24 protein-coding genes are annotated in these 26,142 nt (G+C 36.5%); 9 read left to right on the top strand and 15 right to left on the bottom strand.

Going from position 1 to position 26,142, the window contains the following annotated elements:
- Positions 1-7: 7 nt before the first annotated feature.
- On the bottom strand, positions 8-1,120 hold the full coding sequence (locus J7E16_RS06590; RefSeq protein ID WP_214890142.1) for an S-(hydroxymethyl)glutathione dehydrogenase/class III alcohol dehydrogenase: 1,113 nt from the start codon (positions 1,118-1,120) through the stop codon (positions 8-10).
- A 278-nt stretch (positions 1,121-1,398) separates the two neighbouring features.
- On the opposite strand from J7E16_RS06590, the gene J7E16_RS06585 reads away from it, so the two are divergent.
- Entirely contained in the window at positions 1,399-1,752 is a 354-nt protein-coding gene (locus tag J7E16_RS06585; RefSeq protein ID WP_245792749.1) for a zinc ribbon domain-containing protein, read from the top strand.
- Positions 1,753-1,844: 92 nt separating this feature from the next.
- Here the strand turns inward: J7E16_RS06585 and J7E16_RS06580 are convergent, their stop codons facing one another.
- Genes J7E16_RS06580 through deoB form a run of 6 tightly spaced genes read right to left on the bottom strand, consistent with a single transcriptional unit; the run spans position 1,845 to position 8,939 of the window.
- On the bottom strand, positions 1,845-3,137 hold the full coding sequence (locus J7E16_RS06580) for an NCS2 family permease (RefSeq protein ID WP_214890140.1): 1,293 nt from the start codon (positions 3,135-3,137) through the stop codon (positions 1,845-1,847).
- On the bottom strand, positions 3,137-4,084 hold the full coding sequence (locus J7E16_RS06575) for an ABC transporter permease (RefSeq protein WP_214890137.1): 948 nt from the start codon (positions 4,082-4,084) through the stop codon (positions 3,137-3,139). Before J7E16_RS06575 ends, J7E16_RS06580 begins: the two co-directional genes overlap by 1 nt.
- Position 4,085: 1 nt before the next feature.
- Positions 4,086-5,156 (bottom strand): ABC transporter permease, encoded by a 1,071-nt coding sequence (locus tag J7E16_RS06570; protein ID WP_214890134.1) that lies wholly within the window; start codon positions 5,154-5,156, stop codon positions 4,086-4,088.
- A gap of 4 nt (positions 5,157-5,160) precedes the next feature.
- Complete coding sequence (locus J7E16_RS06565) at positions 5,161-6,693, bottom strand: ABC transporter ATP-binding protein (RefSeq protein WP_214890131.1); 1,533 nt, start codon at positions 6,691-6,693, stop codon at positions 5,161-5,163.
- 14 nt (positions 6,694-6,707) lie between these two features.
- Complete coding sequence (locus tag J7E16_RS06560; RefSeq protein WP_214890129.1) at positions 6,708-7,733, bottom strand: BMP family lipoprotein; 1,026 nt, start codon at positions 7,731-7,733, stop codon at positions 6,708-6,710.
- A gap of 33 nt (positions 7,734-7,766) precedes the next feature.
- Positions 7,767-8,939, bottom strand: coding sequence for a phosphopentomutase (gene deoB, locus J7E16_RS06555; RefSeq protein ID WP_214890127.1), 1,173 nt, complete (start codon positions 8,937-8,939; stop codon positions 7,767-7,769).
- Between the two features lie 65 nt (positions 8,940-9,004).
- On the opposite strand from deoB, the gene J7E16_RS06550 reads away from it, so the two are divergent.
- Both J7E16_RS06550 and deoD read left to right on the top strand, forming a co-directional pair.
- Complete coding sequence (locus J7E16_RS06550) at positions 9,005-9,664, top strand: Crp/Fnr family transcriptional regulator (protein WP_214890125.1); 660 nt, start codon at positions 9,005-9,007, stop codon at positions 9,662-9,664.
- A gap of 168 nt (positions 9,665-9,832) precedes the next feature.
- Complete coding sequence (gene deoD / locus J7E16_RS06545) at positions 9,833-10,537, top strand: purine-nucleoside phosphorylase (protein ID WP_035051132.1); 705 nt, start codon at positions 9,833-9,835, stop codon at positions 10,535-10,537.
- A 614-nt stretch (positions 10,538-11,151) separates the two neighbouring features.
- On the opposite strand, the gene J7E16_RS06540 is transcribed toward deoD, so the two are convergent.
- The 4 genes from J7E16_RS06540 to J7E16_RS06525 form a co-directional block, all read right to left on the bottom strand.
- On the bottom strand, positions 11,152-12,312 hold the full coding sequence (locus J7E16_RS06540) for a DUF8173 domain-containing protein (protein WP_214890123.1): 1,161 nt from the start codon (positions 12,310-12,312) through the stop codon (positions 11,152-11,154).
- A gap of 541 nt (positions 12,313-12,853) precedes the next feature.
- Complete coding sequence (locus tag J7E16_RS06535) at positions 12,854-13,615, bottom strand: ABC transporter permease (protein ID WP_214890121.1); 762 nt, start codon at positions 13,613-13,615, stop codon at positions 12,854-12,856.
- On the bottom strand, positions 13,612-14,514 hold the full coding sequence (locus J7E16_RS06530; protein ID WP_214890119.1) for an ABC transporter ATP-binding protein: 903 nt from the start codon (positions 14,512-14,514) through the stop codon (positions 13,612-13,614). The genes J7E16_RS06535 and J7E16_RS06530 overlap by 4 nt, the downstream gene beginning before the upstream one ends.
- Positions 14,498-14,719 (bottom strand): PLDc N-terminal domain-containing protein, encoded by a 222-nt coding sequence (locus J7E16_RS06525; protein WP_034546608.1) that lies wholly within the window; start codon positions 14,717-14,719, stop codon positions 14,498-14,500. The genes J7E16_RS06530 and J7E16_RS06525 overlap by 17 nt, the downstream gene beginning before the upstream one ends.
- Before the next feature lie 425 nt (positions 14,720-15,144).
- Between J7E16_RS06525 and J7E16_RS06520 the strand changes: the two genes are divergently transcribed.
- The 4 genes from J7E16_RS06520 (at position 15,145) to J7E16_RS06505 (ending at position 21,099) form a co-directional block, all read left to right on the top strand.
- The gene (locus tag J7E16_RS06520; RefSeq protein WP_214890115.1) at positions 15,145-16,593 is read left to right on the top strand and encodes an FAD/NAD(P)-binding protein; all 1,449 of its coding nucleotides are present in this window, start codon (positions 15,145-15,147) and stop codon (positions 16,591-16,593) included.
- A gap of 678 nt (positions 16,594-17,271) precedes the next feature.
- The gene (locus tag J7E16_RS06515; RefSeq protein ID WP_214890113.1) at positions 17,272-17,745 is read left to right on the top strand and encodes a DUF305 domain-containing protein; all 474 of its coding nucleotides are present in this window, start codon (positions 17,272-17,274) and stop codon (positions 17,743-17,745) included.
- A gap of 564 nt (positions 17,746-18,309) precedes the next feature.
- A complete protein-coding gene (locus tag J7E16_RS06510; RefSeq protein WP_214890111.1) occupies positions 18,310-20,760 on the top strand; it encodes an FAD-dependent oxidoreductase in 2,451 nt (816 codons plus the stop codon).
- A 63-nt stretch (positions 20,761-20,823) separates the two neighbouring features.
- Positions 20,824-21,099, top strand: a complete 276-nt coding sequence (locus tag J7E16_RS06505; protein WP_034546630.1) for a metal-sensitive transcriptional regulator — start codon at positions 20,824-20,826, stop codon at positions 21,097-21,099.
- 101 nt (positions 21,100-21,200) lie between these two features.
- On the opposite strand, the gene J7E16_RS06500 is transcribed toward J7E16_RS06505, so the two are convergent.
- Positions 21,201-21,596: a DUF1398 family protein gene (locus J7E16_RS06500; RefSeq protein ID WP_214890110.1), complete on the bottom strand. Its 396-nt coding sequence runs from the start codon at positions 21,594-21,596 to the stop codon at positions 21,201-21,203.
- A gap of 15 nt (positions 21,597-21,611) precedes the next feature.
- Positions 21,612-21,983: a winged helix-turn-helix transcriptional regulator gene (locus tag J7E16_RS06495; protein ID WP_214890109.1), complete on the bottom strand. Its 372-nt coding sequence runs from the start codon at positions 21,981-21,983 to the stop codon at positions 21,612-21,614.
- Between the two features lie 153 nt (positions 21,984-22,136).
- On the opposite strand from J7E16_RS06495, the gene J7E16_RS06490 reads away from it, so the two are divergent.
- Complete coding sequence (locus J7E16_RS06490) at positions 22,137-22,997, top strand: SDR family oxidoreductase (RefSeq protein WP_214890108.1); 861 nt, start codon at positions 22,137-22,139, stop codon at positions 22,995-22,997.
- A gap of 192 nt (positions 22,998-23,189) precedes the next feature.
- Here the strand turns inward: J7E16_RS06490 and J7E16_RS06485 are convergent, their stop codons facing one another.
- Together J7E16_RS06485 and J7E16_RS06480 are read right to left on the bottom strand one after the other, a co-directional pair.
- Positions 23,190-24,056 carry an IS3 family transposase gene (locus J7E16_RS06485; RefSeq protein ID WP_214890107.1) on the bottom strand — a complete coding sequence of 289 codons (867 nt, stop codon included), beginning with the start codon at positions 24,054-24,056 and terminating at the stop codon, positions 23,190-23,192.
- On the bottom strand, positions 24,020-24,580 hold the full coding sequence (locus tag J7E16_RS06480; RefSeq protein WP_214890106.1) for a hypothetical protein: 561 nt from the start codon (positions 24,578-24,580) through the stop codon (positions 24,020-24,022). Before J7E16_RS06480 ends, J7E16_RS06485 begins: the two co-directional genes overlap by 37 nt.
- 173 nt (positions 24,581-24,753) lie before the next feature.
- Between J7E16_RS06480 and J7E16_RS06475 the strand changes: the two genes are divergently transcribed.
- Positions 24,754-26,079 (top strand): IS3 family transposase, encoded by a 1,326-nt coding sequence (locus tag J7E16_RS06475; RefSeq protein WP_214890105.1) that lies wholly within the window; start codon positions 24,754-24,756, stop codon positions 26,077-26,079.
- Positions 26,080-26,142 lie beyond the last annotated feature (63 nt).

The following is a 26,142-nucleotide window of genomic DNA, read 5'->3' as shown; positions in this document are numbered from 1 at the left end:
AAGCAATTTAATTGTAAGAAAGAACCGTACGAATTGATTTTCCTTCATGCAATAGATCAAAGGCTTCGTTGATTTTTTCAAAAGGCAAAGTGTGCGTAATGAATGGATCCAATTGTATCTCGCCACTCATCGCTTTTTCAACCATTCCAGGCAATTCTGAGCGCCCTTTTACTCCGCCAAAAGCAGATCCGCGCCATACACGTCCAGTTACCAATTGAAATGGACGCGTACTGATTTCTTCGCCAGCTCCAGCTACTCCGATAATGACGCTCTCTCCCCAGCCTTTATGACAGCATTCTAAAGCTGAACGCATCACATGTACATTTCCGATACATTCAAAACTGTAATCAACACCGCCGTTTGTCAGTTCAACAATAACTTCTTGGATCGGGCGGTCGTATTCTTTAGGATTCAAGAAATCAGTAGCTCCCATTTCTTTAGCTAATTCAAACTTATCCGGATTCGTATCGATAACAATGATTCGCCCAGCTTTTGCTTGAACAGCGCCTTGAATAACAGCTAGCCCGATGGCTCCCAAACCAAACACAGCAATGGTGTCGCCTTCAGTTACTTTTGCCGCATTGGTTACAGCACCGATCCCTGTTGTTACACCACAACCCAATAAACAAACTTTTTCTAGAGGCGCTTCTGGATTCACTTTTGCTAACGAAATTTCAGAAACAACTGTGTATTCACTGAATGTGCTTGTCCCCATATAATGATAAATAGGTTCTCCTTTATAAGAAAAACGCGTCGTTCCATCCGGCATTAATCCTTTGCCTTGTGTTTCACGAATAGCTTGGCACAAATTCGTTTTGCCCGACGTACAATACTCGCACTTACCGCATTCAGGTGTGTATAGAGGGATCACATGATCGCCAGGTTGGACAGAAGTTACTCCCTCTCCGACTTCAATCACGATCCCGCCGCCTTCATGTCCTAATACTGCAGGAAAAACACCTTCTGGATCCGTACCGGATAAAGTATAGGCATCCGTATGACAAACAGCTGTATCTGTGATTTTAACTAATACTTCCCCTTTTTCAGGTCCTGCTACATCAATTTCTACTATTTCAAGAGGTTGACCTGGTCCAAACGCAACTGCTGCACGTGATTTCATTTTATTGATCTCCTTCGTCTTCATTTATTTATTTGCTTTATTTGCTGCTCAACTGATTTATTAAAAAACACTTAATAGATAAATCATAACACGCCTCTTCTATTGCGACAACTTGCTTGTTTTCAATTAACTTATTAAAATCAGACTAAAGTCGCTATAAATTTTTATTGAAAATGGTATACTATTTACCGACATTACAATGACAAAGGAAGAGGCGACAAATAAAGATGAGAAATATTCGATTAAAAATTCAAAAATTCATGGTTGGAAGATACGGAATGGATAAACTTTCAACTGTTTTATTGTATGCAGGATTAGCCTTGATCTTTTTATTTAATCTATTGAATATACCCTTCGTTGGATCCATCGGGTGGATAGCGATCGCAATCAGTTATTTCCGAGCATTATCTAAAAATCGTCCAAAACGATTTATAGAAAATCAAAAATATTTAACTCTTAACCGTCGGATGAAACAAAAATTTAACCAAATCCGAAATAAATTTTACCAACACAAACAGTATAAATTTTATACTTGTCCTAATTGTAAAAGGAAATTACGCGTACCTCGCAAAAAAGGAACGATAAAAATCACTTGTCCCCATTGTAAGAACCAATTTGTTAAAAAAACTTAATACCTTTTTTAACGCTGGTCAGATGATCTCGTGGCAAAAAAAGCAAAACAGCTAGAATTCAGCTGTTTTGCTTTTTTATTAGCGCTTTTCAGTTAAATGAATTTCAATACAAAGTATAGAATAAACACTCCAGTTAAAACATACATCATTTTAGATACAGCTTTATGTTTTCCAGTGCTTACTTTAAGAAAAGTATGGAATGAGAATCCCCATCCGATTCCATCCGCAATATTAAAAGTCAAAACCATCATTAAGACCATTAGAATTGCCGGGAAATATTCGGTGAAATCAGTAAAATCGATATCTTTCAAATTGCCTGCCACTAGCAGTGAACCTACAATCACGAGCAACGCAGAGATAACGGCTAGTGGAATGAGTGCGATAAAAGGAATAAATAAGATGGTGAAAAGAAAATAAATCCCAACTAAAAATGAAGTCAATCCACTTTTTCCACCTACAGCTATTCCTGTTGCACCTTCTGCACTTGTACAAGTAGAGCTGCAACCTAAAACACTTGCCATAATAACAGATAAACCATTTGCTTCTAATGTTTTCTTCAAAACTGTTGGATCTTCAGAATTCAAAAAACTAATTTGGGTTCCTAGATTTTGAAAGACAACTAAAATAAGTAACGAAAAGACTGCGATCCAATAGTTGAAAGAAAGGATACTAGAAAAATCAAACTGAAAAATAAAGGGTTCTAATGACCGGGCATCAATCAGAGAATAAGAGAATGAGCTAATATCTGTAACTCCTAAAAAGATAGAAATGATCACTCCGAATACGATCGTTAACAAAAAATTTCCTCTAACATTTTTAACAAACAAAAACAGTCCTACTAATAATGTAGCTAACATCGTCAACGGAATCGGTTGGAAAATATTATTCAAAGCCACGATCGTGTCTGGCGAAGAGACAATAATTTCACTGTTTTTCAAACCAAGGAAAATCAAGAAAAACCCGACTCCTGCACTCATTCCCTTAATCATTGTAGCTGGTATAGCACGCAAAAGCTGACCTGTGATGTTAAAATACGTCAATAAGAAAAAGATAATGCCAACAATGAAAACGATCGACAAGCTTTCTTGCCACGTAAAAGCAAAAGCACCTACTAAGATATAAGCGAAAAATGCGTTGTCACTCATGCCTGGAGCTAAAATTAACGGTGACTTCGCATATAAGCCCATTAAGATATTACTAAAAGCAGTTGTTAAAATAGTTGCAATCATAACGGAATTATAGTTCATTCCTGTTTGCGATAGAATAAGAGCATTAACTGCCACAATGTAAACGATCGAAACAAAAGAAGTAACACTAGCTTCTACTTCTGTTTGTAACGTACTCCCTCTTTCTTCTACTTTAAAAAATTGTTGCACCGTTACCATTACCTCACACTCGCATCATAATGGACCCCTAAAGCTTTTGGTCCACGAGTTTTTCTACCAGTAAAGATAAGAGCCAATAAAGTAACTAGGTAAGGCAACATGTAAAAAACTTCTGTTGGGATAGAACTAGCGAAATCTAAAATTTGAATTTGATCTTTGATTGATTGAGCAAATCCAAAAAGCAAAGCACCCGCTAAAACACCATATGGATTCCATCGTCCTAAGATAACAGCTGCGATTGCAATATAGCCTTGTCCTGAGATCGTATTAAATGAGAAATTGCCATTTGTAGTTAAGACGATCGTCGCCCCGCCTAATGAAGCAATCGAACCACTCATCATAACAGCCCAAAATTTGATTTTCATCACATTGATCCCAGCTGTATCAATAGAACCAGGGTTTTCTCCGACACCTCTTAGTCGCAATCCTAAAGAAGTCTTAAAGAAAATAAATCCGATTAAAAGTACTGCTGCAAAAGCAATATATGTCGTAGGATATGAGCTGAACAGTGCTTTACCGATTATTGGGATATCTGATAGAAAAGGAATAGAAATTTTTAAAAACATATTTTTTAAACGAGGTGTTTCTGCCGAGCCATCGAATAGCAGTTTAACTAAGAAAAAAGTAACGTTAGCTGCTAATAAATTAATAACAACCCCACTAATAACGTGATTTGCTTTGTATTTCAAGGTTGCTAAAGCATGCATTCCTGAGAATATTGTAGTACATATAAAAGCTGCCAACAAACCAATAAAAGGACTTAAGCCTCCCATGCCAGCTGATTCAGCATAATAAGCACCTATCGCTGAAAAAAATGCTCCAGAGATCATGAATCCTTCTATTCCTAGGTTGATAACACCCGCTCTCTCACTCAACATACCGCCTAGGCCACCAAATAATAAGGCTGCGGCAAAAATCAAACTTCCACTTATAATATTGGCTGTCATCTTATTTTACCTCCTTTTTAAGCGCCTTTTTTTTCGGTAACAACGCTTTAACAATTCCAGGAGCTGCAACGAAGAAGATTATAAGTGAAATAACGATTCCAATAATTTCACTTGGTACTCCTGCACCAAACTGCATTCCTTGTGATCCATAATCTAATGCTCCAATCAAGATACCTGCTAAGGTCGTCCCTAATGTTGAGTTGCCTCCTAATAAAGCAACCGCCACACCATCAAATCCTACGCCACTTGTAGAAGATACGATTGCTACATATCCGTAAACGCCTAATGTATCCAAGGCTCCAATTAATCCACCTAATGCGCCAGAGATAAACATTGTCCGTATTAAGATCCCGTTTACTTTCATCCCGGAATAATTTGCGGCATCAGGATTTAACCCAACTGTTTTAGTTTCATAGCCCCACCGCGTTTTTTCAAAGAAATAATAAAATCCGAAAATGACGAATGGGATAATTATGAAACCCCAGTGGATACGTGCACCGCTGAACAGATCATTTAATGAAGGAAAACTGACACTAGCTGATTCTTTAATAAGAGATGAGCGTGCTGTTCCCTCTTGTGCTGCAAAACTTTTGATTAACATATGACTCAGATACAACGCAATATAGTTCAACATGATTGAACTGATAACCTCATTGATCCCGAACTTAGTCTTAAGACTAGCGATCAAGCCCCCCCATAAACCCCCAGCAATCACACCAACTATAATAGCTACTATGCCATGTATAACAGGAGGTAAATCAATTAATGTACCTACTAAGAGAGAGCTGACTGCCCCCATAATAATCTGTCCATCAACCCCAATGTTAAAAATACCAGCTTTACTGGCAACCGCAACTGCAAATCCACTTAAAATAAGCGGAATAATAGCACGGACGGTTTCACCTATGTCGTAAGGTGAACCAAAAATCTTTAAAACTAATGATTCATAGGCTGCTATTGGGTCATATCCACCAATCAGCATGACGATTGCTCCAATAATTAATGCTATGAGAACTGCGATCAGCGGAATAGTTGCTTGGCTATCCTTAAAGTTTTGTCTAATTTTTTCCATGGTCTCATTCATCACCCGATCCTTTACCAGCCATCATTAGACCTAATTCTCTATCATTTGTTTCATTCGGTTTTGTTTGTCCGACAATTTGACCATCAAAAATAATGTCTATTCTATCTGATAAAGTTAGTATTTCTTCTAATTCAAAAGAAATAAGTAAGATTGCAACACCTTTATCCCGTAAGCGAATAACTTGACGATGGATAAAATCAATCGCGCCAATATCAAGTCCACGGGTTGGTTGTACAATAATAAGCAGTTCTGGATCACGGCCAATTTCTCTTGATAAAATGACTTTCTGTTGGTTCCCACCAGACATACCGCGTACAATCGTTCGTTCATTTTCAGCGCGAACATCATAATTTTTCATAGCAGCCCTTGCTTCTTCGTACATCAATGTTTTATTTAATTTGATCCCTTGATTATACTTCTCTTTGTAATATTCGATTAAAATTAAATTCTCTGCAATATCGTTATCCAATACTAATCCATGTTTGTGTCTATCTGCTGGTACATAACTCACACCAGATTCATAGATTTCACGAGTTGATTTATCTTTTTGAGAGACACCGTTAATTAATATATCCCCTTCTTGGAAATCACGCATTTTAACAATTGCCTCTGCTAATTCCATCTGACCATTTCCATCAACACCAGCAATCCCTACAACTTCTCCAGCGGCAACAGATAGATTAATGTTATTTAATAGTTTCTTTTTACTCGGACTTAACATTGTAAGATTTTTGATTTCTAATACATTTTGTTTAGGGTCGTATGCCTGTTTATCAATCTCACGCGAAATATTTTTACCAATCATCATTTCCGCAAGTTCTTCTTTATTTGAGTTTTTTATATCGACAGTAGAAATGTACTTCCCTTTACGAATAACGGTGCATTTGTTAGCTACTTTCATGATCTCATTTAATTTATGCGTAATCAAAATAATGGATTTACCTTCTGCTACCAACGTTTGCATTACTTGTAATAACTCACCGATCTCATCGGGGGTCAAAACAGCTGTAGGTTCATCAAATATCAATAGATTTGCTCCGCGATATAAACATTTCAAGATTTCAACTTTCTGTTGCATACCGACTGGTAAATCCTCGATTTTACTATTTGGGTCTACTTTCAAACCATATTTTTCAGATATATTTCTAACTTCTTTAACAGCAGCCTTCATATTTAAGCGGATGCCGTTTTTTGGCTCCATACCAATAATGATATTTTCCGTGACCGTAAAATTTTCAATCAACTTAAAATGTTGGTGAACCATCCCGATGCCTAAATGGATCGCGTGGTTTGGATTTTCAATTTTTGTTTCATTTTCGTAGACTGAGATACTGCCTTCTTCAGGTTGGTACATACCGAAAACAACATTCATTAAAGTAGATTTCCCTGCACCATTTTCGCCGAGCAAGGCGTGGATCTCTCCACGTCTTACAGTCAACGAAACGTCATCATTAGCAACAAAATTACCGAATCTTTTTGTAATATGTTTTAATTCTAATACTTTTTCAACTCGTTTTTGTTCCATCGTATGACTCTCCTTTATGGTTTCTCAGGAACTGTAATATCTCCAGAAATAATTTTTGTTTTGTAGTCTTCAACAAGATCTAATATATCTTTTGGCACATTTTTATCTGATGTTGTTGCTAAGCCTATGCCATCTTCAGCTAAACCTAAACGAACAACTTCTCCACCTGGGAAGTTTCCTTCAGCTGTTTTTTCAGAAATATCGTATACTGCTCTATCGACATTTTTCATCATAGAAGTTAGTGTAATATCATCGCCGAATTCTAGTGATTGGTCTTTATCAACTCCGATCACCCAAACTTTTTCTCCATTATCAAAACGTTCTTGAGCTTCATTAAAGACACCATTTCCAGTACCGCCCGCAGCGTGGAAGATAGTATCTACACCATCGTTGTACATTGTAGAAGCAGCTGATTTACCCATATCCACACGGTTAAAGACACCGACATAGTTTACAACTACTGTTGCTTCTGGGTTAACAGCCTTGACACCTGCTTCAAAACCTGCATGAAAACGTTGGATAACTGGAATTTCCATTCCACCAACAAAACCAACTTTGTCTGTTTCAGTCATACTAGCTGCAACAACACCTGCTAGAAAAGCACCTTCGTTTTCTTTAAATGAAACCGAAACAATATTTTCAATCCCTTCAATATCTGAATCGATAATACCTAATTTTGCATCTGGATTATTAGAAGCAATCGTTGTCACAGCATCTGCTAACGTTGCTGCGGTAGCCCAAGTCAAATCTGTTTGGCTATTAACAAATTGAAGTAAGCTTGGCTCAACTTCTGAATCTGCTTTAGGTTCTAAGTATTTCACTTCATACCCTTTATCTTTTTCTAATTGTTGTAACCCTTCCCACGCACTTTGGTTAAATGACTTGTCATTTACACTTCCCAAATCAGTTACCATACCTAATTTAAAATCCGTTTTTTCGCTTTCATCCCCAGCTTCACTGGCACTGCCATTTCCACAAGCTGCCAATACTGTCATTGATAATAAAGCGAACCCAATAGTTTTAATAGTTGATTTTTTCATTTTTATCACTCCTGTAGTTTTTTATTTTATCTTTTAATTTAGTTCTGCTAAAAAGCTTTTGCCATTTTCTAATGCTGGTAAATCAAAGTTTGCAGCAATTGTCGCACCAATATCCGAAAAATAATTGGCTGTTTTCAACTCTTTTGCATTTTCAAATTGTTTTGAATAAGCAAGCAACGGAACATATTCGCGCGTATGATCTGTTCCTGGAGCGGTTGGATCATTTCCATGGTCTGCTGTTATCAGCAACAAATCTCCTTCTTCAAGTCTAGCTAGAATTTCTGGTAGACGCCTGTCAAAATCCATCAATGCTTCGCCATAACCTTTTGTATCTCTGCGATGTCCGTAAAGAGCATCAAAATCGACTAGATTAGTAAAAGACAACCCTTCAAATGGTTTTTCCATTACTTTTAATAATTGATCCACTCCATCCATGTTGCTTTTTGTCCGAACTGCTTCAGTAATGCCATGTCCATTAAAAATATCGCTGATTTTACCAACTGCAATAACATCTTTTCCGTTAGCTTTAAGTTTATCTAATACTGTAGAACCAAATGGGCTTAGCGCGTAATCGTGCCGGTTAGCTGTACGTTTGAATGCACCCGGTTCTCCAAGATAAGGACGTGCGATGATCCGACCAATCATATAAGGATCTTCTTTTGTGATTTCACGGACATACGCACATATATCGTATAACTCTTCTAAAGGGATAATTTCTTCGTGCGCTGCAATTTGAAGAACTGGATCAGCTGATGTATAAATAATCAAAGCTCCCGTTTCCATTTGCTCTTCACCTAATTCATCAAGAATACCTGTTCCAGATGCTGGTTTATTTCCAATAATTTTTCTTCCTGAATATGCGGTAATTTTTTCAAGCAACTCCTCTGGGAATCCCTCTGGAAAAACTCTGAATGGCGTATCAATTTGTAAACCAGCAATTTCCCAATGACCCGTCATTGTATCTTTACCAACACTTTTTTCAGCTAACTTTGTCCAATACGCTTCACTTGCTGCTACCTTATTGATCCCTTTCAAATCTGCAATATTTCCTAAACCCATTTTTTCTAGGTTTGGTAAGGCTAACTCCATTGATTCCGCGATGTGTCCTAGTGTATGTGAACCTGTATCATTAAATGATGCCGCATCTGGTGCTTCACCAATTCCAACTGAATCTAACACGATCAAATGAATCCGTTTGCTTTTCATATTTCTTTTCCTCCCTATTTAGTGGTACAATCTTATTGCTATTAAAATTTTATTGAGGTGAAAACATGAGCAAGGGTATTAAATTGTTTGATGGTCTTTCAGATGAACAGATCAAAACTATCTTAAATTCCATCCCATCTAGAAAATATAAAAAGAATCATATCCTCATTTTTGAAGAGGATCCCATTGATCAAGTCTATATTATTAAAAGCGGTGCTTTAAAAATTTATAGAGCGTATGAAGATAAAGAAATCATCCTTGACTTTGTTAGAAAACATGAAGTAATCGGAGAAGTTGAACTTTTTTCTAAAAGCCCAGCTCTATCTTCTGTTGAAGTCACTGAAGATGCTGAAATTCATCATCTGTCTCAGGCTGATTTTATTGCTTTAATCTATAAAAATAAAATAATTCTGGAAAATATTTTCCGGATCCACCATCAACGCTTTGAAACTTTGAATAAACAAATAAGAAATTTAACTTTCTATAGTGTCCACACTCGCGTTTGTCGTGTTTTACTTGATTTTATCGAGAACAATGAAAAACCCAATGATTTAGTGATAAAAAATATCAACCAAAGCACGATTGCTAGTATGATTGGTGTAACACGTGAATCCGTTTCTAAAGCGTTTAAAGATTTACAAGATGAACATATTCTCTCATTACAGCCAAAGACGATAACCGTCCTTGATATGGATAAATTACAAGCATATGCAAATTTTGATTAATGCTCTATCGGCTTGTCTTTATAATAGACTAGAAAACGCTTTCTTTCGATGACTTGTCCAACAGCTTTAGTGTGAACATGATTACCTCTTATTAGATAACGCTTTCATAACGCTTATCGTTTTTATCCTTTATCATAGGTATTACCACATAAAAGGAGGAATTTATTTATGAGTTTTCACATTAGTGCAAAAGAAGGTCAAATTGCTGACATCGTTTTATTACCTGGGGATCCGCTTCGTGCAAAATATATTGCTGAAACATTTTTAGAAGATGCTGTTTGCTACAATACTGTTAGAAATATGCTTGGTTATACAGGAACCTATAAAGGTAAAAAAATTTCCGTACAAGGTACTGGAATGGGAATGCCTTCTGCAGTCTTGTATATTCATGAATTAATTAATGATTACGGTGTTAAAACATTGATACGTGTTGGAACGTGTGGAGCTATTCAAAAAGACGTACATATTCGTGACGTTATTATTGCTCAAGCTGCAGCGACAGACTCCTCCCTTATTTTTAAAGACCTAGCACCAATTTACTTCCCACCAATCGGTAATTATGGTTTGATCAGTAACGCTTTCAATATCGGAACTGAGAAAGACATGACCGTTCATGTTGGAAACGTCTTTTCTTCTGACACATTCTATAATGATACTGAAGATACAATGAACAGTATGACAAAACTTGATGTATTAGGTGTAGATATGGAAACAGCCGGTCTTTATTACCTAGCATCTAAATTCCATGTGCGTGCTCTTAGTATCTTAACTGTTAGTGACCACCTGATTACTGGAGAACAAACATCAGCTGATGAACGTCAAACAAGCTTCAGCGAAATGATTGAAGTCGCATTAGAAGCCGCTATTAAATAAATCAATGAACAACAGGAAAAAACCGTTATAAAGTCTTTTTTCAAAAGACATTTATAACGGTTTTTATTTTTTGGCAATATCAGGGTCAATCAGTCTAACGTATTCTTATAACAGCTAATTTTCGCGTAGTCTGGTCTGATCGATTCCGATATAAAGCAAAAATTGACGGGCGTGAGTCCGATTCGATACCGCATCCACGCCAGCCAATCAGCTGCTTAATATTAAAAGACCTATAATTTTTAGTGTTGATAGACTTAATCTAATGGCATTACTTACTCAAAATTTACGGAGGAATAGGGTTGCTTGTAGCCTGAAATGAAGCACTGTGGGCAAATAACGCCCAAGTGTATCATGTTTGTAAGCTGCTAAAGCAGCAACAACCATGACAACTTTTCTTTTAGGCTTCAGGCGTTCCCTTGGCTCTCCACAAGCAAACCCGTCCATTCCAGAAGAATTTTTTTTTGAAGTATTCTCACCATTTGATGTAAGACCATATTAAAACGTTATCTTTCGGGGGTCAGAACATAGCTGCTAAATCTAGCTATGAAACAAATTCAAAGAACTAAACTTTTAGAATCATTCTTTCTACCACCATTAGTTATCATAATCTATTTTTAAATACTTTTTATTTGAGTTCTACGGTTTAGTATCGACAATATAATCGATCCTAATCCAAAGGACACAGTAATGAAACCGAGGATCCAACCAATAAATGGTATGATCCCTAAAACATTTAAAATGATCAGCCCTAGTAAGAACACCCAAAAAGATTGTACATTGGACCAGCTAAATCTTTTCTGGAACCAAAGACTTATAAAAACGGCAAGAATGATCGTTGAAACATAAAGGGATAATCCGTATAGCGTTAATAAGATAAAAGCTAAAGGTATTCCTATAATGGTAAGCATCAAAAGCAACGAAACTATTGGAACTACTACAACAGCTAACGCTCCAAAACCAAGTGCTTTAAGTTGAGAGATCGTTATTTGTTCGGCTAAGTTAGTCCATAAATCAGGTCTGATCCATCTGACAAACAGCCATACGACTAAAGATGCTGCTATGCTAAAGAGAACTTGCATTAAGATTGCGGTAGTGAATATCGCTCTTGAATCTTTATAAGACTCAATTTCCATTTTTTTCCAAGTTGTTTCGCCTGCGACTTCAGAATTTCCTGAAAAATCAGCCTTATTTTGACTACTATAGTCTAAATCTCCACCAATTTTTCCGCCAACAGATAGCGATTCGCTTGAACTAGATAAATCACCATTGATCACACCGTTTTGATAGGCTTGCGATGCACCTACAAAAGCATCTTTCTCAATCACTGCAGCTTTTTCAATGGAGACATTTTGCCCTGCTAGAAAAGCACTCCCATTTGTTTGAGATCCCACTTTTAAGGTAGCTCCAGCTAGATAAATAGTATTTTCAACAACACCGTTTACGGTGATATTCTGTCCTGCTACAAATACACTCCCATTTACTGTGCCATTTATAGTAGCGTTCTGACCTGTAACAAATAAATCTCCATCAATCGTCCCGTTAACCTCTGTGTTAGCAGCTGTTATAAAAGTAGTCGCATTTATATCCCCATCGATACGGACATTTGACCCTGAAAGAAAACTAGTTTTTTCTAAAGTCTCATCTGACTCTACGATGACGTTATCACCAGAAATTGTTTCAGCTAGAACGCTTACAAAAGGAATCAACATAAAAGCAAAAAGCAGAATCGATAGAAGCAGAACGTTGCGTTTTTTATTCCCTTTAATCTTCATCATGAGAGCACCTCTTCCTTAACTAATTTGAAAGAATCGTTAAGTTAAATCATCCTGTGCATATTACATATCCCAAAAGACAACAAACCAATTATCAACTGCTCGCGAGAGTCCTGTTAAATTTTCCCTGCCTTTAGTATCCTTATCATTTGCCGTTTATTTTAGACTAGCTCCTAGTGGGAATAACTACTATAAATAATCCTGACAAAATAGCATCAACCGACATGAAGTGTACCACTTAGACCCCTTGTTTTGTGGCCATCTCAGCTCTTCTCTTACAAATCAATTATACTACATCGATCTTATAAGAGAAAACAAACAGAATCAGCTTATGAAGCCCTCTAAAGATTTGTTTAGACGACTTGCAAATTGAGGAGACTACATCTTTCTTCCATCTGTCAAACTGTCAAAAAATTATCAAAAATAAAAAAAGGTGTAGAACTTATAGAGATAATTTAGATAGTCAAATCATAAGCATATAAAAAATCACCCCAAATTTATATTTGGAAGTGATTTTTCGTACGCTATTTTTAAATCCATATCATTAGATCTGTTTTTTCTTAAAATGGAGTACAGTCCAACAGACAAAGCTCACTGTTGATCCAATAGCCACAAGACAAGGCAGCCATAATTCATTAGGTTCTGTCATATTTGTTAATAAATTAGAAGCTTCTGTTAGCAACACTATCGGATTCCATTTGATAGTTGTCGGAATGATTGCAGCTAAAGATAATGCCCCAAATGCAAGTAGAGTTGCAATAACTCCTCCAGATGAGTTAGCAAAAAATGTATTGCCCCACAGTGTGATCGAAAGAAGGAGCAGTCCGACTAACAAAAGACCAAAAGCAGCAAATACTGTGTGATATACGGTTCCTTGATCCCAATAATAGGCTGTATAGCTATAGGTGATCAGAAAAGATAATGAAATAGCACCGATCCAGTATCCGCTTATTATAAAGAACTTAGTAGTGATCACGGTAGTACGCGACAGACCCTTCGTCAAAAGCATCGTTAAGGTTCCTTTTTCCAATTCTTTAGATACGATTGTACTAAATAAAAGAATAAAGAATATCATCCCTGTTTGTGGAACATTCTTATGAAACTGCATCCACGAATCCAGCGCACTAGGTTCAGGTAAAGAAACCATTATTTCAGGAAGAAACTTCTCGAACAGAACGGGAGTTATTTTAGCAGTAAAAGGATTAAGAATACCCAGAAATGAAAAACAAGTGACGATAAGCAAGAGCTTATATGACTTTATACTTTCAATCCACTCTTTTTTTAAAAAACCGCTCCACTGATTCATGATAACACTTCCAGTACAAGTTGTTCTAACTGGCGGCTTTGTGGGTGAAGAGATTGGAGAATGAGTCCTTGCGCAACAATTTCCCGCATCATCACTAGTTTCTCTTGATCATTTTGCAGTCGAACTAACAATTGGTTGTCCTTCACTTCCATAAGAAATGGGAGTTTAATTAAGCGCTTCTGGGCTTCACTTGCAGTTACAGTAAAGGTGTATACAAAGTAATCATCGAATTTCTGTTGTAATGTCTGCAATTGGTCTTGGAAAATGATCGTTCCTTCATGCAACATAGCAACGGAGTCGCAAATTTGTTCCGCATCTGAAAGAATATGGGTAGAAAAAAAGACAGTCGTCTCTTGCTTAACTTCTTCTAATATAGAAAGGATCTTTGAGCGTCCTGCAGGATCCAAGGCTGAAGTCGGTTCATCGCAAATAAGTAATTTAGGCCGGTTAAGCAACGCTTGTGCAATCCCTAAACGCTGTTTCATCCCTCTTGAATACGAACCTATCAACGCACTAGTATCTTCCAAACCAACTAAATCTAACAGTTCATCAATTCGAGATTGCCATTCTTTTTTGGGAAGACCTGTGATCACTGCACATAACTCCAAGTATCCTCTTGCATTATAAAAAGGATAAAATTCAGGAACATCAGGCAAATAGCCGACCTGCTCATTCGATTTGGTTCCTCCAAAAATAACCGGCTCATTTGCAATAGTAATAGTTCCAGCGCTAGTGGGTAGCAAGCCAACCATACATTTCATGAGCGTCGTTTTTCCAGCACCATTTGCTCCAATAAAACCAAAAATAGAATGCTCCGGAATAGACAAATGGATGTCTCGCAGCACTTCTTGGTCGCCAAATTTTTTTGAGACTCCTTTGATCTCAACGATCATGTTCATCGCCTCTTCCAAAAACAAAATAGACTAGTGGGCCAATCCACTGAATAAGAAGGACTACCAGCAACCACATCATTCGATTCCCGAATCTATAATGGGGGTGACGAACGACATGAACGGCTGAGAAAATAGCAAGGCCTATCTGCAATAAAATAAGTGGAGCAATAAAGGGTAAGTACTCGATTAGTAAATCTATGTTTGTATTCATTGATATTCCACCATTCCTAAAAATAACTATTTAAGTAACTTTTATATTCTTTCTTCTACAATTTTTATCGTCATTTGGAAATAGAAGCTTTAGACAATCGGCACTACCGAGCTGACGCGAGCCCTGTTCCTTAGCGTTATTCTCGCTCTCGTAATAAATAAGAACATTCCTAATTGTAACGTCCTGTCATGTTCTCTGTACACCCTATTATATAGTTAAAAAACTGTTGATTCAATAAGCTGTTAAGCGATTCTCAAATGGATTAATAAACTAGGGGACAAAAATACTTGGATAATGAACCATTCCAAAAAAATTCGCTCGTCCGCTGTCTTTTTGCGCTCTTTTTTGGTAGACTAAATTGTTGAGATTGCTTATAAAACTCTCTATTTTATATAACTAATAAGTGAATACTAAGGAGAAATAATATGAAAATTGCTATTATTGGAATGGGCGTTGCCGGTATTAGTGTACTGAGAGAATGGACAAAAGAAAAAGAAATCGATCCTTCAATAGAAATAACGGTCTTTGGAGACGAAAATACTTTTGGAACTGGTACACCTTATCAAAAAGATAACGAAGTTTTACTCATGAACCAACCTTCAGAAACGATTACTATTATTCCAGAAAACAAGAATGATTTTGAAGAATGGGCACAGAAAAAGCAAAATCAAGAAAATAAAACATCAAACCATTATCCCCGTCAATTATTTGGCGCTTATTTAACCGATCGAATGAACGATTGGCTTTTAGAATCAAAAGCAGAAATCATAAAGGAAAAAGTTGAGATGGTTCAGATGCTGCTAAATAACCAGCTCAGATTGACTTCGTCTTCCAGTGTAAAAGATTTCGATGCAGTCCACCTTTGTATTGGTGGTCTTGCTTACAAAGATTACTATCAACTGATCAACCATCCTAACTTCATTGTTAATCCTTTTCCCGTCGAAAAAAAACTATCCATTATTCCTCATGGAGCAACAGTCGGTGTAGTGGGTACTGGTCTAACTGGTATCGATATTTTTCGATACACTTATTACAACCGACCTGATTTAAAGGTATCTTTCTTTTCTCCATCTGGAAGATTTAAATCCATCCGAGGCAAATCTAAGGCAATCGACTATCGGTTTTTTACAGCAGAGAATATCAAGAACGCTAAAGAAAAAAATAACGGTTTCATTCCTTTAGAAACGTATGTCGAATGGTTCAAAAATGAAGTAGCCTATCAACAATTATCACTAAAAAACAATTGGAAAAATGATCAGCTAGGTTCTAAAGATATGCTCAAAGAAGAATTACGCGATGCCAAAGAGATTGGTGCGATCCAAAATCTGCTTCACGATATGAGTCCGTTTCTAGCAGAAATATGGATGGCTCTTTGCGAATCAGATAAACAAGTTTTCTTTGACAAGTACTACGAAAAATGGGATAAACTACGCAGTTCGTTCCCTGCTGCTACCGGCAAGGAGTTGGTAACTGCTTGGGAAGAAAATAAAATCAGCGTATTTGATAACATAATCGATATTGTTGAGAATGAACAATCATTTGAATTTATTCTAAAAGATCAAAAGTCACAGCATGCAGACTATCTTATCAATGCTGCAGGTACCGAAAAAAACATTTCATTCAAAATGGATCGGATGCCGCTCGTTAGCCAATTAGTCAATGAACGTCTTCTTCAACCCGAAACATTTGGCGGTGTTCAAATTAGCTTGCCTAGTTTAAGTGCTGTCAGCCAAAAGTATGGTATTCTTCATACCCTAAAAGTCCACGGTGAATTGATTTCTGGAATCCAATTTGGAAATAATTCAGTGAATATTGTTTCCGAAAGTGCTCGACCCGCCGTCCGAGACATCATACAACAGCTCAAAGGTAAATAAAGCCAGTTAGATTGATAATCGGTACTTTTGATGATATCACAAAGAAAGGATCCTACTACTTTTCAAGTAGCAGGATCCTTTTTTACAGCATTTTTTTATGACAGCTCGTTTAGCTCACTTTCGTGGACCAGGAATTGGTTTACATATTGCTGATTTTAGTGACTATGTAAGCTTACTTAATGCATTCAAAGGAAAAGCACACCATAAAATTCGCTTTATTAGGGTTATTGATTAAATGAATAGCGAGCTGAGGTTCCGTTTGACTAATATTAATGGGGAATTGATCAAATGAGCAGTGAACTAAGGTTCCGTTTGACTAATACCACGCGAGTACTGATTAAACGAACAGCGAGCTAGGGTTTCATTTGATTAATATTACTACAGGGATTGTTTAAATGTAGGATTTTCCCCGAAATAGTCTACTTATTCATCAAGTTAGAGTCATTTAATGTAAAAAAAACATCATCTATTAAATTGCTCATCCGAAATTTATTTATTTTAAATAGTAGCAAAATGCTCCAAGGTACGCACTATGGTAGATACCAACTCATTTTCATTACCATACCAAGCAAGCTATTTTAACTATGTAAAATAAAATGTTACTATAAATTCAGGTTATATAGGTTCAGATTTATACTTTTTTTGCTAGCTAGTTATACAATTTGAGGAGGAGATAATATGAAAAGTTACATTCGTTTTGGGTTAATGATTTTAACCTCTACCGTTATAATGTATTTTTTGATGTTTTTCAATATTTTTGAACTATCTCATTTTACTTTTAGTGAGACTCGTATTTATATGTCTATTATGATGGGATCTGTTATGGCCATTATCATGCTGCTCTTTATGTGGAAAATGTACCAAAAGAAAAAATTGAATTACCTCATTTTAGGCATTTCTATCCTTACATTTGGCACCTCGCTTTGGTTGGTAAGAAGTCAAGCGACAGTTGACGATACTTCTTGGATGAAATCGATGATCCCTCATCACTCCAGCGCTATTCTAACCAGTGAAAAAGCTGATATATCCGATCCTCGTGTTCAAGAGCTTAGAGATGCGATCATTAAAGCACAAGAAGTAGAAATTGCAGAAATGAAAAACCTAATTGAAGATATTGAGACAAATGGCGAAACAGATCAAATTTCTGATTAATCTGTTTTTGATACTATTATTATTCAAAATAAAACTATATAAATATACTATTCAGCCTATTAGAAAGTCTGCGGGAGCAACGTACTCCTACAGACTTTTTTGTATTTATATAATCATTCCAAATTTACTAGTCAAAAGCACTATCTTTTTTCTACTTTTGTGACTTTGATAATAATCGTTATTGCTGTGATTAGCGTTAACTATTTTTGCTATTCTCACTATTCCGAGCCAATTGTATAATTCTCTTACGTAACCGCCGTAGATTCTTATGCTCCTATTCATGTCTTTAAGCCCTCATATCTCAATCGAATTGGCAGACTATCTGATTTGACCAAGCACTCCTTTTTCAAGAATCGTTAGACTGGATAAGAATAGGATAAATAGCACAAAGTCTCCTCTTTAAAACACATACCCCTGAAGGTAGAAATGTGTTTTTTTATTTTTTTGGCTAATTCACTTGTTGTAGCAACACTTTCATTTCATCTTTAAAACACTTGACTAACATACCCTTGTAGGGTATATTGATATTGTGAAAAATAAAGCAATTTCAAAGGAGAATTCCCCATGGTACAAAAAATACTTATTATTGGCGGTGTAGCTGGTGGCGCAACTGCGGCTACTAGACTTCGTCGTTTAAACGAAGAAGACAACATTATTTTATTTGAAAAAGGTGAATACATTTCATTTGCCAATTGTGGCCTTCCTTATCATATCGGAGGAGAAATTAAAGAACGTGATAATTTACTGTTGCAGACTGTCGAAGGAATGGAACAGCAATATGCACTAGATATTCGTAATTTTTCTGAAGTAACATCGATTGATCCAATAAAAAATGAAATCAGCGTTTTGAATCACCAAACAGGCGAAACATATACAGAATCTTTTGATAAACTAATCATTTCAACTGGTGCAAAAGCAATTACACCACCTATTCCAGGTATGGAAGCTGCTAAAAACGTCTTTTCGTTACGAAATATTCCGGATATGGATCTTATCAAAGAATATATTGCTAAGCACGATATCCAAACTGCAACCATCATTGGTGGTGGCTTCATCGGATTAGAAATGATGGAAAATCTTAAAGTCTTGGATCTTAATGTTCAATTAGTAGAAATGGCACCTCAAGTTATGCCAAATATTGACTTTGAAATGGCTCAACAATTACACACTCAAATCAACATGCACGGTGTGAATTTGTTACTAAATGACGGTTTGAAAGAATTCAAAGATAATGGAAAAAAACTATTATTGACGAGTGGCAAAGTGCTGGAAACAGATCTAACTATTTTATCAATTGGTGTGACTCCTGAAAATACGCTTGCTAAGGAATGTGGCATCGAACTTGGTTTCAAAAATGCGATCAAAGTAAACGATCAACTTCAAACAAATTACCCAGATATCTTCGCTATCGGAGATGTTATCGAAGTCAAAGATTTTGTAGATCAATCTCCTACAAATATCCCTCTTGCATGGCCTGCTAACCGTCAAGGACGTTTAGTTGCAGATATCATCAATGGGATTCCTGCAATGTACCCAGGAACACAAGGAGCTTCTGTTGCAAAAATTTTCGAATTAACAGCTGCTTCTACCGGAAACAGTGAACGGATGCTTAAAAACAAAGGTATTGACTTCCAAGTGATCCATATCCACCCAAATTCACATGCTGGTTATTATCCTGGTGCTAGCCCTATTCATCTAAAATTACTTTTTGGAAATGATGGTAAAATTTTAGGTGCTCAAGGTATTGGGACAAAAGGCGTTGAAAAACGGATCGATGTTATTTCAACAGCTATGAAATTTGGCGGAACGGCTGATCAACTAGCTGGTCTTGAGCTAGCATACGCTCCTCCTTATTCAAGTGCAAAAGATCCTGTTAACATGTTGGGGTATACGGCTGATAATATGATGAACCAAAAAGTCAAAACGATCCAATGGCACGAAGTTGATGCTTTATTAGATCAAAATGCTTACTTTCTAGACATTAGAGAAGACTTTGAACTTGCAACAGGTTCATTGCCAAATAGTACAGTGATTCCATTAAATCAATTACGAAATCGACTAGACGAATTGCCAAAAGATAAAACAATCTACGTTTATTGTCAAGTTGGTTTACGTGGCTATAATGCTTCAAGAATCTTGATGCATCATGGTTTTGATGTAAAAAATCTTGATGGTGGTTATAAGACGTACAAATTAGCAACTTATGTAATGAAAAATAAACCTTTTAAACTAGCACCTAAACAACAAGTTAGTGCTTCAACCATCGATAGTTCTTTAAAAACAATTGAAGTAGATGCTTGTGGATTGCAATGTCCCGGACCTATTTTAAAAGTAAAAGAGCATATGGATCAAATGACTGATGGACAGAAAATGGTTGTTCAAGCCAGTGATTTTGGTTTTAGTGCTGATATTGAATCTTGGGCTAAAAGTACAGGAAATACGGTACTGACAAATGAGATCAAAGGCGATAACGTTGTAGCTACTATAGCTAAAGGAAACAGCTTACAAGCAAATGTTGCTTCTCTTCCTCAAGATGGCTTATTGAGAGAAACAAAAAATGGCGCAACAATGGTTGTCTTTAGTGGCGACATGGATAAAGCTTTAGCATCAATGATCATTGCTTTAGGCGCAGCAGCAATGGGTAAACAAGTCACGATCTTCTTTACTTTCTGGGGATTAGGCGTTTTGAAAAAACAAAAAGTGAAAAAACAAGGTTTAGCAAAATTATTCGACATCATGCTTCCTAATAATGCAGAAAGTTTGCCTATTTCTTCTATGAATATGGGTGGAGCTGGCGCTAAAATGATCAAGTCAGTCATGAAACAAAAGAATGTAGATCCTTTACCAGTCATGATTGAAAAAGCTAATAAAATTGGCGTTAAATTTATTGCTTGTACCATGAGTATGGATATTATGGGAATCGAAAGAGAAGAACTATTTGATTTTGTTGAATTTGGCGGCGTCGCAGCTTACCTTGGTGACAGTGAAGATTCTAACTTGAATTTGTTTATCTAATACTATTTGCCAATTCTATTTAAAAAGGTATAATGTAAACGACTTTTAGAAAGAAGGTATACGATGAATACTGATACTAAACAAGCTGAGCAAAAGAAAATCATTCATCGTTTAAGACGAACTGAGGGCCAGATTCGTGGTGTTCAAAAAATGATCGATGAAGATAAAGAATGTATTGATATCATTACCCAATTAAGTGCTGTTCGCTCTAGCATTGATCGTGTAATGGGAATGATCGTTGCTGACAATTTGAAAGACTGTTTTGAAAATCCCCAAACGGATGCTCTAGACCAAGCTGGAAAAATTGATCAGGCTATTGCGATGATCATAAAGAAATAACTGAACAGAATACCAAAAAAGCTGATTCCATTTTTATTGGAGTCAGCCTTTTTGGTATATTTCTCGAAATATTTTATAGTTAAAGCATCTGATGAAAACCTTCATAGTACAGTAGGAATCGGTTCGTTCAACAACATTTGGTGATTTATGTCATAGTAAGTAACTTGGTTTAATACTAAATCACTTGTCCAAAGAGAAACACCAGCTTTTCCAGCTAGTTCACAAAAGGTTTCAAAATCAAACGCTCCAGATTGAGCTTTTTTCACAGCCTCTTTGATAGCCTCATGATCACTTTGTTCAGCAACTTGTTTGGATTTCCCGTTCAATGGTAAGTCGATTGAACTTTCATCATCGAAATAACGATACATTCCTTCAGCAACTAAATAATCATACCGTTTAACGCCTATTTTTTTGAATTCTTGCATCAATTGAGCAAATTCACCAGTATTCTTTTCTGCATAAACAGCCTTTTCAATCTCTTGTTTATTTAAACTCATATTTAATCCTCCTTTTTATGAATGGCTATTTGGCTGCACTGCATCCACTTTCGGATGATCAACTTCAACAGTACTCTTTTCTTGGTAGTTTATGCCCCAATCCTTCATTGCATCCAAAACAGGCTTTAAACTTTCACCTAATTCGGTCAACGTATATTCAACGCGCGGAGGGACTTCCGCAAAAATTTCGCGGTCAACTAATCCATCTTCCTCCATAGAACGCAAATGTGATGTTAACACTTTTGGTGAAACAGTCCCAATTGCTTTTCTTAATTCACCAAATCGTTTAGTCCCATCTAATAGCTCTCTTAATATCAAAATTTTCCAGCGATCATTTATCAATAAAAGTGTCGTCTCTACTGGACAACCCACTAATTTATTGCGCATAGAAACCCCGTCCTTTCAAGATAGTTACTTTTTAGTTACTATGTTACTCATAAGTACTTACTTTACATAAGTTACTTAGAGTCCTATTATAGTATTAGAACTTGAAGGAAACAAGCGTTTTAAAAAAACTAAAAATAGAAAGGTTGATACTACATGAATTACTTATTGACTGGTGCCACAGGAGAACTAGGCACTCATGCCTTACATTACTTGAAAGAACAAGTTGGAACGGATGAAATCGCAGCTCTAGCGCGAACAGAAGAACAAGCCGCTAAACTACGTGAACAGGGTATTGATGTTCGTGTTGCGGACTTTAGCGACTATGCAAGTTTACTTGAGGCCTTTGATGGGATCGACCGCATGTTGTTTGTTTCCTCACAACCAGGTGGTGCGGTTTCGCGTGGTGAACAACACAAAAATGTAGTCCAAGCTGCTAAAGAAAAAAACGTTTCATTTATTGCTTATACTAGTTTCCCTAAGGGCGCGGACTCAGCTAGCCCGTTAGCCCAAGATCATATTTTAACAGAAAAAATGATTTCTGATTCTCATATTCCCCACACTTTTTTACACAACAATTGGTATATAGAAAATGAAGCAGATACACTATATGCTGCAGCGGAAGGCCATCCTTTCGCGTACTCTGCTGGAGAAGGCAAAGTTGGTTGGGCATTAAAGCGTGAATTTGCCGAAGCGGCTGTAAATGTCTTAACTGGAAAAATAACTGCACCAGAAATACTAGAGTTATCAGGCACCCCCATTACTTATACAGAATTAGCAGCGGCCCTTAAAACTGCTAGTGGCAGAGAATTTGAAGTTGTCGCTATGAATGACGAAGATTACAAAGCTTCATTGATCAAAAATGGCGTTCCAGAGTCGATCGTTGGTTTTATTTTGATGATTCAAAATAATATTCGTAATGGTGAACTAGCTGTCATTTCGGATGATTTTGAAAAAGTATTAGGTAGACCATTAACGCCTATGGTTGAGGCTTTAAAAGAGTTTTTGCAAAACTAAGCATCTATAAAAAATTTCTACTCCGCCAAATGAGTAAAATCCAACCGAAACCTAAGCTAACAAAGAAAAAAAGGCTGGGATATAAGTCTTCCCTTCAGAATAAAAACCCGTCAAATTAAAATGGACCCTATAGAATGGACACTAAAAAAAAGTGCTCTCTATGGTGCTGACCCCTAAAAGTTAGAGTTTTTATTATACAGCTGATTGGCTGGTTTGAGTTCGGTATTCGACCGGACTTAAACCAGCCAATTTCACTTTTGATCGAACGTTATTATACCACTCGATATATTGTTCGATTCTTAACTTTAGTTCTTCATAATGGACTAGTTTTTCTCCATGGTACATTTCTTGTTTCAGGATGCCAAAGAAGTTTTCTATTACCGAATTATCAGCACAAGTCGCTTTACGAGACATGCTTTGAAAAACGTTGTTTTTCTTTAGAGTTTTGACCCAACGATTGTGTTGATATTGCCAGCCTTGATCAGAGTGAATTGTGGTGCGAACCATAGCATGCTTTTTAAGGATGCCAATGGCTTTTTCTAGCGGTTTGATGACAAATTCCAGTGTGGGATGATTGTTTATACCGTAGGCAATCACTTCTCCATTACACAAATCAAGAATGGGACTAAGGTAGAGCTTTTCTCCACCTACACATTTAAACTCTGTCACATCTGTGACGAGCTTTTGTAAAATGATAGGTGTTGAGAAGCGTCTATTTAACTTATTCTTGGCGATAGTGCCTACTTTTCCTTTATAAGAGTTATATTTGCGAGATTTTCGCATGAATTTAACACATTTTAAACCCATTTCTTTCATGAGACGATACACTTTTTTATGGTTAATACGATATCCTAACTTTTTCAATTCTTCTGTAATACGCTTATATCCATACCACTCTTTAAATTCAAAGAAAAAGTGTTCGATTTGTTCTTTTAGTGGCTGATTGTTATCTGCTTTTTTTAATAGCTTCATGTGATAGTGATACGTTGCTTCTGGAATACCAACCACTACTAGAATATCCTTTAGTTTGAATCCTTCTTTTTTAAGTTTGTGTGCCACTGTTGCTTGTACTTTTCGAGAAAGGCATCGGGATTCTTCTGAAAAGCTTTCAACTTTTTTAAATAGGCATTTTCCAATCTTAGTAATTCATTTTCTCGTTCTAATTCTTGTCGAGAACGATTTTCTGAAGATACTGGTTCCTGTTTTTTTAAGTTCTTAGACAATGAAGGACGCCCCTTTGGTTTTAGTTTTAGGCCCTCAATTCCCTTTTTTTGGAAAGATCTCTTCCAACTTGAGATAAGGGAAGGATTATTCAGACCAAAAGTAATGGCTGTGTCTGAAGATGATGTGCCCGTCTGTTCCATAAAGTGTAATACATCCATCTTAAATTGAACAGAGTAAGTTGCTTTCTTATGTTTTTCATTTAGCTCATCTAAACCCAATTCTTTATAAGCTTTGACCCAATATATAAGGTTAGAGTGACTGGAAATAGCGTATTTTTTAGTTAATAATTTATAGCCCAAAGGGCCATTTAAATATTCTTGGACAACCTGTAACTTAAATTCTTCACTATATTTTGCCATAAAAAAGCGACCTCCAAATGTTAGATTTCACTCTAACTTTTGGGGGTCGCTACCTATAGGGTCTGTTTTTGTATACTGATATAAAGAAGAATACGATGATACTTGAAGAAACGAACATTTCTTCAAGGTCACAATCTAAATCACTTGCACTTCATACAGAAAGGAGCAGCTAAATGTCAAAATTAACCTTTACACCAGAACAAATTCAAGTGTTAAAAGCAAACCCATACGTTAAAAATGTATCAGAGAAAAGTATTACTTATACTGATGAATTTAAGCGCCACTTTGTTTCAGGATCATTGGACCTGAAAACGGCTAAGCAACTATTTATTGAAGCTGGATTTGATTCGGAAATGATTGGTGAAAGCAAGATAAAATCATTCGCGTGTAAATGGCGAAAAAGATACCGTGATAATGGTGTTTTGGGATTGAAAGATACACGGCAAGATCGTTCAGGCAGACCACGGAAAACAGTCTTAACCCTTGAACAACAAATTGAAAAATTACAAGCCAAAATTCTATTATTAGGAGAAGAAAATGACTTGTTAAAAAAATCAGAATGGAGCGAAAGGAGGCCAGAAAACAGCGAAAAGACTAACAACATCTTCTCAAGGATCCATGAAATGAAAACCAAGGGTTTCTATACAGGAACCCTCGTAGATGCCTGTAAAGCACTGGGTGTTTCTCGTTCAGGTTACTACAATTATGTTAAAGGTTTAGGCAGTAGAAGTGCACGTGATGAGGAAGATCAAGTCTGGAGAACGCAAATTGAAAAAGTTTATGACTACCGTGGTTACGAGAAAGGTTCTCGAAGCATCGTAATGCACTTTAAGAATAGTCTAGGCATTATCGTCAATCGTAAGAAGGTACAACGCTTGATGAGAAAATTTAATATCATCTGTCCTATTCGTAAAGCAAATCCGTATAAAAGAATGGCAAAAGCCACCAAAGAACACAGCACTGTTGAGAACAAGTTAAAGCGTCAGTTTGATCAAGGAATAGCCCATAAAGTTCTATTAACAGATATCACTTATTTACCTGGAGCCAAAGGGTTCATGGGTTATTTATCAACCGTAAAAGATGGCACAACGAAAGAAATTTTAGCTTACTATGTGTCTGACAGTTCAAAACTTGATCTTTCATTAACGACCATTGATTTATTAGTGAGCGCCCATGGCACAACGCTACATGAAGATGCCTTTATCCATTCAGATCAGGGTGTCCATTACACCAGTCCTAAATTTCATAAGAAATTGGCTGATAATCATTTAGGGCAGTCCATGTCGAGAAGAGGGAACTGTTGGGATAATGCTCCACAAGAGTCGTTCTTTGGCCATTTGAAAGATGAAATAGAGTATAAAGATTGTGGAAATTTGAAAGAACTGCGAGCAATTGTGGATGATTATATGGATTATTACAATAATGAACGCGGACAATGGAATCTAAAAAAACTGCCTTCTGTTCATTACAGGAAGCAGCTTCTAATGAGTATTTCATAAGTCTCTTTTTTTAAATGTCCTTGACATAGGGTCCTTTTCAAATCACTTTTTTGTAATTTGATG

It is taken from the genome of Carnobacterium sp. ISL-102 (assembly GCF_018612935.1).
In the GTDB taxonomy this organism is placed as follows: domain Bacteria; phylum Bacillota; class Bacilli; order Lactobacillales; family Carnobacteriaceae; genus Carnobacterium_B; species Carnobacterium_B alterfunditum.
This window is presented reverse-complemented; position numbering and strand designations above follow the sequence as displayed.